Here is an 8,093-nt window from a genome sequence, read left to right as displayed (position 1 = left end):
TGGTGCCGGACAGGCTGTCTCGCTTTGAAAACAAGCGGGGGATCATCGCCAGCTACATCTTCGATGTGATCGAAGTGGGCAAGACCAAGGGTTGGGTCCGGGCGTTGCTGTGGGATGGCCTGTGCGGGCTGTTCCTGTTCAACGTCTTGCTGATTTATGCAATCGAGCGGAAGAAGCTGACGCCTCCGCCCGACTTCACCGATCCCGCCATCGTCGAGTGGTCCCAGCCGCTGCCGCCTGAGCAGTGGGCTAAGCGCTCCCCGGACCTGGAAGCCGCCATCCAGGCCCGTGAGGCGGAGCTGGCCGCGCAGGTGGGGCCGGTATGAGCCCTCCTGGTGCCTTGCCCTGGGCGGCTCATTCCGCCAGGCGCATCTGTCAGCCAATGGAGCGAGCGCCGCGTCACAAAACCGACAAGCAGGGGCTCCAGGCGGGATAAGTGGCCAACCATGCCGGAAAGCCGACGGCTAGCATGGTCCCTGAACCCTTCTGCGAGCCTGCGTCATGGCGCCGCCCGATCACGATCAAGAGCCCGCTCCGCCGCTGTGGAGCCTGGAAGACCTGAACAAGGCCTACCAGCAGGGCTACATGGCCGGTCTCACCGGCCAGCCCATCTACCCGCAACCCTATGCGGCGGACGTTCTTGCAGCGGCCTGGGAGGCCGGCTGGGACGATGGCCACGACCAGTATCAACTGCAGCGCCCGCCGCGCATCGCCTGAAGCACACCTGGCCACGGCATCCGCCAACCGGCCCTGACCCGCATCCCCTCGGCCGGCCGCTCAGGCCTGGCCGACCGCCATCAACTGCTCCACCAGCCAGCCCAGCGCCGCGTCGGAGTCGCGCTGGGCCAGGCTCACCAGGTCCAGGTGGAACGGCCCCAGGGCGAAGGGCAGGGGGTGCACCGCGAGCGGCAGCAACCGCGCGAAGTGCGCCGCCAGCCGCGCCGGCAGCACCACCGTGAGGTCGGTACCGGCCACGATGTGGGCCGCCTGCAGGTAGTTCGGCGTGGTGTAGACGATCTCCCGCGCCAGACCCTGCTCCCCCAGCCACTGATCCACCATGCCTTTGGTCTGGCCCCCATGTACCCACAGGTGGCGTAGCCTCAGGAAGGTCGCCAGGTCCGGCGCCTGCTGCAGTTGCGGGTGATCGCGGCGGGCCACGAGGCGCAGGCTCTCGCTCATCCAGCGCCGTGCTCGGAAGCGTGTCGGGATGCGCTCGAAGCGCCCCAGCACCAGGTCCAGCTCGCCCTGGTCCAGCGCCTCGGCCGGCAGGCTCGGGGTCAGGTGGCGGATGGCGATGCGCAGCCCCGGCGCCTCCAGGGCCAGTTGCTGCAGCAGCCGGGGCATGGCGATCAGCTCCACGTAGTCGGTCACTGCGATGGTGAAGCGCTGCTGGCTGCGCGCCGGGTCGAAGCCCTCGCCGGTCACCAGGCTCTGCTCGATCTGGCGCAGTGCCGCGCGGATCGGCATCTCCAGCGCCAGGGCCCGTGCCGTGGGCTGCATGCCACGGCCCACGCGGGTCAGCAGCGGGTCGCCGAGCAGCTCCCGCAGGCGGTTCAGGGCGTTGCTCACCGCCGGCTGGCTCAGCGCCAGGCGTTCCGCCGCGCGGGATACGCTGCGTTCGCGCAGCAGGGCATCGAGCACCCGCAGCAGGTTCAGGTCGAAGTTGGAAATATTCACAGCGGGAATGCGGCCTATCACAAGACTAAATTTCAAAAATAGTACCGGCTTCCTTACTGTGTTCCACGGCTCTCAAGCTCCCCCACCCAGAACAACAAGAGGACGAGGCAATGACCCGCACCCCCTACGACATCCAGCACGCCGCCGTGATCGGCGCCGGCACCATGGGCCGCGGCATCGTCATGAGCCTGGCCAGCGCCGGCATTCCCGTGCGCTGGCTGGACAGCAACCCGCAGATGCTCGAACAGGGGCTGGGCGTGGTGGCCGACACCTACGCCCACAACGTGCGCCAGGGCCGCATCGACGAAGCCGAGGCCGCCGCCCGCCGCGCGCGCATCCAGCCGGTGCAGGGCTACGACGACCTGGCCGAGGTGGACCTGGTGATCGAAGCGGTCTACGAGAACCTCGACCTCAAGCAGCAGATCTTCCGCGCGCTGGACGCCCGGCTGAAGCCCTCGGCCATCCTCGCCAGCAACACCTCGGCGCTGGACATCGACGCCATCGCCGCCGTCACCGCCCGCCCCGAGCAGGTCCTCGGCCTGCACTTCTTCAGCCCGGCGCACATCATGAGGCTGCTGGAGATCGTGCGTGGCGCCAGGACCGCCCAGCCGGTGCTGGACGCTGCCCTGGAGCTGGGCAAACGCATGGGCAAGGTCAGCGTCGTCGCCGGCAACTGCGACGGCTTCATCGGCAACCGCATGCTCCACGCCTACGTCCGCGAGGCGCGGATGATGCTGCTGGAAGGCGCCTTCCCCCACCAGGTCGACGCTGCCCTGCAAGCCTTCGGCTTCGCCATGGGCCCGTTCCGCATGTACGACGTGGTCGGCATCGACCTCGAATGGCGCGCCCGCGAACTGGCCGGCAAGGGCCAGGACGACCCGGCGGTGCAGGTGGACAACCGCCTCTGCGCCCTTGGCCGCTTCGGCCAGAAGTCACGCATGGGCTACTACCGCTACGCCGAAGGCAGCCGCCAGGCCGAGCACGACCCGGAAGTGGATGCCCTGGTGCTGGCCGTCTCCGAGCAGCTTGGCTTCCAGCGCCGGGCCATCGGCCAGGAGGAAATCCTCGAGCGCTGCCTGTTGGCGCTGGTCAACGAGGGCGCGAAGATCCTCGAAGAAGGCATCGCCGCCTCCAGCGCCGACATCGACACCGTCTACCTCAACGGCTACGGCTTCCCTGCCGACAAGGGCGGCCCCATGAGCTGGGCCGACGGCCAGGGTCTGGAGGCCCTGCGCGAGCGCCTGGAGTACCTCGCCGGCCGCCACGGTCTGCACTGGCAGCCCGCCGCCCTGATCCAGCGCCTGGCCGCCGAAGGCCGGGGCTTCGCCGACTGCTGCCTGGAGGCTTGAGATGAGCTACACCGCCCCCCTGCGCGACATGCGCTTCGTGCTCCATGAACTGTTCGACGCCGCCGGCCATTGCGAACGGCTGGGCAACGGCCTGGACCGCGAGCTGATCGACGGCGTGCTGCCACGGGACAGCGGCCACCGCGAGGCGTTGCTCGGCGGCGCCGACTGCCTGATGGCGTTGCCGGAGGCGCACTTCGCCTTCTGAGCCCGGGCCACACAACAACAAGAGGACGCCCCATGCAGCCCTTCAGCTTTGCCACCACCGCGCAGATTCTCTGCGAATCCGGCTCCGCCACCCGCCTCGCTGAGCTGTGCCGCGAGCGCGAGGCCCGGCGCGTACTGATCGTCACCGACCCGGGCATCACCCGCCTGAACCTGCTTGACCCGATCCTGCCGGGCTTCGCCGCCGCCGCCGGCCTGGCGGTGGAGGTGTTCGACCAGGTGCAGGCCGACCCGCCGGAGGCGGTGGTGCTGCAGGCGGTGGACCAGGCGAAGGCTCTGCGCGCCGAACTGGTGATCGGCTTCGGCGGCGGCAGCTCCATGGACGTAGCCAAGCTGGTGGCGCTGCTGGCCCACCCGGCGTGCGGGCAGGGGCTCCAGGACCTCTACGGCGTCGGCAACGCCCGGGGCCGGCGCCTGCCGCTGATCCAGGTGCCGACCACCGCCGGCACCGGCTCGGAAGTCACCCCCATCGCCATCGTCACCACCGGCGAGACCACCAAGCTGGGCGTGGTGTCGCCGCTGCTGCTGCCGGACCTGGCGCTGCTGGACGCCGACCTCACCCTCGGCCTGCCCGCAGCCGTCACCGCCGCCACCGGCATCGACGCCATGGTCCACGCCATCGAGGCCTACACCAGCCGCCACAAGAAGAACCCGCTGTCCGACCTGCTCGCCCGCGAGGCCCTGCGCCTGCTCTGCGCCCACCTCGACGAGGCGGTGCACAACGGCCGCAACCGCGAGGCGCGCCAGGCCATGCTGCTGGGCGCCTGCCTGGCCGGGCAGGCCTTCGCCAACGCCCCGGTGGCAGCGGTGCACGCCCTGGCCTATCCCCTGGGCGGGCACTACCACATCCCCCACGGGCTCTCGAATGCGCTGGTGCTGCCCCACGTGCTGGGCTTCAACGCCGAGGTGGCCGCGCCGCTCTACGCCGAACTGGCGCCGCTGGTGCTGGGTCGCAAGCTGCAGCCGGGCAACGCGCTGCACCTCACCGAGCAGCTCATCGTCGAGCTGGCCGACTGCAGCGAGCGCAGCGGCCTGCCCACGCGCCTGCGTGATGCCGGCGTGGCCGAGGCCATGCTGCCGCAACTGGCGAAGGACGCCATGTTGCAACAGCGCCTGCTGGTGAATAATCCGCGCGATGTCAGCGAGCGCGATGCGCTGGCGATCTACCAAGCCGCCTACTGAGACGAAGCGTGATGAACCAACCCCAGCACCTGCGCAGCGACTACCGCCACTTCCAGCCGATCACCACCCGCTGGCACGACAACGACGTCTACGGCCATGTGAACAACGTCGTCTACTACGGCTTCTTCGACACGGCGGTGAACACCTACCTGATCGAAATGGGTGGGCTGGACATCCACGACGGCGACGTCGTCGGCTTCGTGGTCAGCTCCGCCTGCGACTACTTCGCCTCCATCGCCTTCCCCGAGCGCATCGAGGTGGGTCTGCGGGTCGGCAAGCTGGGCAACAGCTCGGTGCAGTACGAGCTGGCCATCTTCAAGGCCGGCGAAGACGATGCCTGCGCCGCCGGACGCTTCGTCCACGTCTTCGTCGACCGCACCAGCAATCGCCCGGTGCCGATCCCCGAGCGCCTGCGCGCGGCCCTGGCGGAACTGCTGGTGGCGGGCTGACCACGGCGTCGGCAGGACCCTTCCCGGGCTGAAGCCCGGGCTACGGCGCCTCCGTTTGCCGGCGCTTTTTTCACCAGATCGACCCTAAACAGCCGGAATGGCGACATCCTGCGGGGTGCGCCGACCGGTCGCTCTACCCTAAAGCGCCGCGAGCACGCAGAATGCGCAGCCAAATCCGCTGCGCTTCCACCGACTGCAGGGCGACAAGACCCTGCGGCCCGAGGGATTTTTTCCCCGTGAAGGCCGGTGAAGTGCAGGGGGGTCCATTGGTACGGTCGCTGCGGCGACCCCTGTCTGTGAACCTGCCATGTCCCAAGCCAACCGCTCCATCCTCCAGCGCCTGAAGGGCACCAGCCTGGTCACGCGCATCCTCGTCGGGCTGGTGGCCGGCGTTCTCCTGGCGGTGTTCGAGCCCGAAGCGGCTGCGGCCGTCGGCCTGCTCGGCACCCTGTTCGTCACCGCCCTGAAGGCCGTGGCACCGGTGCTGGTGTTCGTCCTGGTGATCGCCGCCATCGGCAACCACAAGCCCGGTGAGCGCACCCACATCCGCCCGATCCTGTTCCTCTACCTGATCGGCACCTTCTCTGCTGCCGTTGTGGCGGTGCTGGCCTCCAGCCTGTTCCCCTCGACCCTGCACCTGAGCGCCGCCGCCACCGAGCTGGCCCCGCCCGGGAACATCTCCGAGGTGCTGCTGAGCCTGCTCTCCAGCGCGGTGGCCAACCCGGTCAAGGCGCTGATGGAGGCCAACTTCATCGGCATCCTGGTCTGGGCCGTGGGCCTGGGCATCGCCATCCGCCAGGGCAGCGAGACCACCCGCGCGGTGTTCAGCGACCTGTCCCACGGCGTGTCGCTGATCGTCCGCGTGGTGATCGCCTTCGCTCCGCTGGGCATCTTCGGCCTGGTGGCTTCGACCCTGGCGACCAACGGCCTGACGGTGCTGGCGGACTATGCCCACCTGCTGGTGGTGCTGGTCGGCTGCATGCTGTTCGTGGCCTTCGTGGTGAACCCGCTGATCGTTTACTGGAAGATCCGCCGCAACCCCTTCCCGCTGGTACTGGCCTGCCTGCGCGAGAGCGGCATCACCGCGTTCTTCACCCGCAGCTCGGCGGCCAACATCCCGGTGAACCTGCAACTGTGCGACAAGCTCGGCCTGCACGAGGACACCTACTCGGTGTCGATCCCCCTGGGCGCGACCATCAACATGGCCGGCGCGGCCATCACCATCACCGTGCTGACCCTGGCGGCGGTGCACACCCTGGGCATCGCCGTGGACATCCCCACCGCCATCCTGCTCAGCGTGGTGGCAGCCGTCTGCGCATGCGGCGCTTCGGGCGTGGCCGGTGGTTCGCTGCTGCTGATCCCGCTGGCGTGCAGCCTGTTCGGCATCCCCAGCGACGTGGCGATGCAGGTGGTGGCCGTGGGCTTCATCATCGGCATCCTGCAGGACGCCGCCGAGACCGCGCTGAACTCCTCCACCGACGTGCTGTTCACCGCCGCGGCCTGCATGGCCAAGGGTGACGTGCGCGATCCGGCCCAGGTCGGCAACGCCGGCTGATCCCCCCGGCACGCCCGCACTCAGGGCGTGCCGTCTTTCCCGTCCGCCGTCGGCGGGTCCAGCCAGAGGCTGGCATCCGTTGCCGGCAGGCCGCTCTCCAGTTCGATGATCCGCCGCTCGCCGAGCCGTGCCAGGCCATTCAGGTGCCCGTAGTGGCGCTGGAACAGCACGCGGAAGCTGCCGTCTTCGCGCACCTGCTTGAAGCCTTCGGCAAAGCGCCGGGCCAGTTCGGCATCCCCCCGGTTGAAGGCGAAGTACACCGGCATGGCGTAACGCAGGGCCAGGTGCGGCTCGACCATCAGGTCCGGGTGTCCCTGCACCTCCAGCCAGGCTTCGCTCAAGGCGCGGTGGAAGTAGTCGAAGCGACGCTGCTCCAGCATCGGCAGCAGGCTGCCGGCGTTGGCCATGCCCAGCACCGGCAGGCGGTTGCGTGCGAAGAGCGGGAAGTCGCTCCACTGGCTGCCGAAGCCGCCGGTGTGCCTGCGCAGCCCGTCGACCTCCTGAACCCCAGCGAAGTCGGCCTGGCGGTCGCGGCGGATGATCAGCACCCGGTAGCCGAGCATGCCGGCGTGCATGTCCACCGGCAGCATGTTCAGGGTGGTCAGGCGCTCGGCATTGGGCGGTACGTAGGCGAGGTCCACCTGGCCTTCGCGCAGCAGCGCCAGGCAGCGCTCCTGGGACGGGTCGGGGCGCTCATCCCCGGGGGCGATGCGGGCGGCACCGTAGCGGTCGGCGGTGCGCGCGAGGATCAGGTTGGCCAGCTCGATGCGGTAGGCGTAGTTCGCGCCGTGGTATTGGCAGACGCGCAGCAGGCGTTCCGCTCGGGCGGGCAGGGCAGGCAGCAGCAACAGGCAGCACAACAGCAGGATCAGGGGGTGGCGGACAGGACCCATGACGGTTCCACGGCAGTCAGCGAACAGGCACCAGCACAGTAAGGGGGCAAGGTTACAGGCTTCGGGGCGGCGCTGCGCGCTTGGGGGTCATCGGCCTGTCTGAGTACCAGGGCGGGCCAGTGTTCGAGCCAGCCTTTTGCGCGGGCGCGCTCGGCCAGCAGGTGGGGTTTCGGGTGCCGGGGGTTGGGGGTCAGTCGTAGTCGCAGCAGGCCGTGCTGGGGGAAGGGCGAGCGGAACTCCAGGTCGCCACCGGGGCGCAGGCGCACGCCGATGGCGGTTTCCACTTCGGGCCAGCGGGCCATGGCGTCGCAGCTGTCGTGGTAGGGGGCGTCGCCGTTGCGCAGGTGCATGCGTGCCTGGTTCTTCACCGACCAGCGCAGGTGCCCGGCCTGCTGGCGCAGGTGCGCCTCGATGCGCGCGTCGGCTTCGGCGTCGGGTTGGTCGGGGTCGAAGTGGATCAGGTCGATGTCGTTGAGCGGGGTGGGATGCCGGTAGCCGTGCAACTGGTCCCAGGCGAGGTTGCGGACGAAGCCGGCAGCCAGCCAGGCGTCCTTCAGGCCGAGGCTGGCCAGGCAGCGCAGGGCCAGCAGGCGCTGGGCGTCCGCCCGTATCCAGCGCTGCAGGTGCAGGTAGGTGCCGGCCCGGGTCAGGGCCGGCGGTTGCGGTCGATCATCCGCGGTCAATGGTGGTGCCTGTGCTTGCGCGGGCACCAGCCACGGCCGGGGTGGTGGCGCTCGCCGCGATGGCGGCCGAGGGCGTTGCCGCC

The 8,093-nt window shown here is 69.4% G+C and carries 8 protein-coding genes and 2 pseudogenes; 7 read left to right on the top strand and 3 right to left on the bottom strand.

Features of this window, described 5'->3' with window-relative positions; all coding sequences use genetic code 11:
• Positions 1-326: pseudogene (locus A7D27_RS28350) on the top strand (hypothetical protein); the annotation flags it as partial.
• Positions 327-501: 175 nt separating this feature from the next.
• A complete protein-coding gene (gene rmf, locus A7D27_RS13770) occupies positions 502-717 on the top strand; it encodes a ribosome modulation factor (RefSeq protein WP_069565218.1) in 216 nt (71 codons plus the stop codon).
• A gap of 60 nt (positions 718-777) precedes the next feature.
• Here the strand turns inward: rmf and A7D27_RS13765 are convergent, their stop codons facing one another.
• A complete protein-coding gene (locus A7D27_RS13765; RefSeq protein ID WP_069565220.1) occupies positions 778-1,677 on the bottom strand; it encodes a LysR family transcriptional regulator in 900 nt (299 codons plus the stop codon).
• A gap of 110 nt (positions 1,678-1,787) precedes the next feature.
• Between A7D27_RS13765 and A7D27_RS13760 the strand changes: the two genes are divergently transcribed.
• The 5 genes and pseudogenes from A7D27_RS13760 (at position 1,788) to sstT (ending at position 6,434) form a co-directional block, all read left to right on the top strand.
• Positions 1,788-3,026: a 3-hydroxyacyl-CoA dehydrogenase gene (locus tag A7D27_RS13760; protein ID WP_069560009.1), complete on the top strand. Its 1,239-nt coding sequence runs from the start codon at positions 1,788-1,790 to the stop codon at positions 3,024-3,026.
• A 1-nt stretch (position 3,027) separates the two neighbouring features.
• Positions 3,028-3,147: pseudogene (locus A7D27_RS27215) on the top strand (acyl-CoA dehydrogenase N-terminal domain-containing protein); the annotation flags it as partial.
• 116 nt (positions 3,148-3,263) lie between these two features.
• Complete coding sequence (locus tag A7D27_RS13750; RefSeq protein WP_069565216.1) at positions 3,264-4,430, top strand: iron-containing alcohol dehydrogenase; 1,167 nt, start codon at positions 3,264-3,266, stop codon at positions 4,428-4,430.
• 11 nt (positions 4,431-4,441) lie between these two features.
• Complete coding sequence (locus A7D27_RS13745; protein ID WP_069560006.1) at positions 4,442-4,879, top strand: thioesterase family protein; 438 nt, start codon at positions 4,442-4,444, stop codon at positions 4,877-4,879.
• A gap of 307 nt (positions 4,880-5,186) precedes the next feature.
• On the top strand, positions 5,187-6,434 hold the full coding sequence (sstT, locus tag A7D27_RS13740) for a serine/threonine transporter SstT (RefSeq protein WP_069565215.1): 1,248 nt from the start codon (positions 5,187-5,189) through the stop codon (positions 6,432-6,434).
• A gap of 20 nt (positions 6,435-6,454) precedes the next feature.
• Here the strand turns inward: sstT and A7D27_RS13735 are convergent, their stop codons facing one another.
• Positions 6,455-7,327, bottom strand: a complete 873-nt coding sequence (locus tag A7D27_RS13735; protein WP_069565214.1) for an ABC transporter substrate-binding protein — start codon at positions 7,325-7,327, stop codon at positions 6,455-6,457.
• Positions 7,303-8,010, bottom strand: a complete 708-nt coding sequence (locus tag A7D27_RS13730) for a nucleotidyltransferase family protein (protein WP_069565213.1) — start codon at positions 8,008-8,010, stop codon at positions 7,303-7,305. The genes A7D27_RS13735 and A7D27_RS13730 overlap by 25 nt, the downstream gene beginning before the upstream one ends.
• Between the last annotated feature and the right edge of the window lie 83 nt (positions 8,011-8,093).

Origin of the sequence: Pseudomonas sp. 1D4, from assembly GCF_001728925.1 — a bacterium.
GTDB classification, from domain to species: Bacteria; Pseudomonadota; Gammaproteobacteria; order Pseudomonadales; family Pseudomonadaceae; genus Metapseudomonas; species Metapseudomonas otitidis.
The sequence above is the reverse complement of the archived record's forward strand: the minus strand, read 5'-3'. Positions and strand labels throughout refer to the sequence as shown.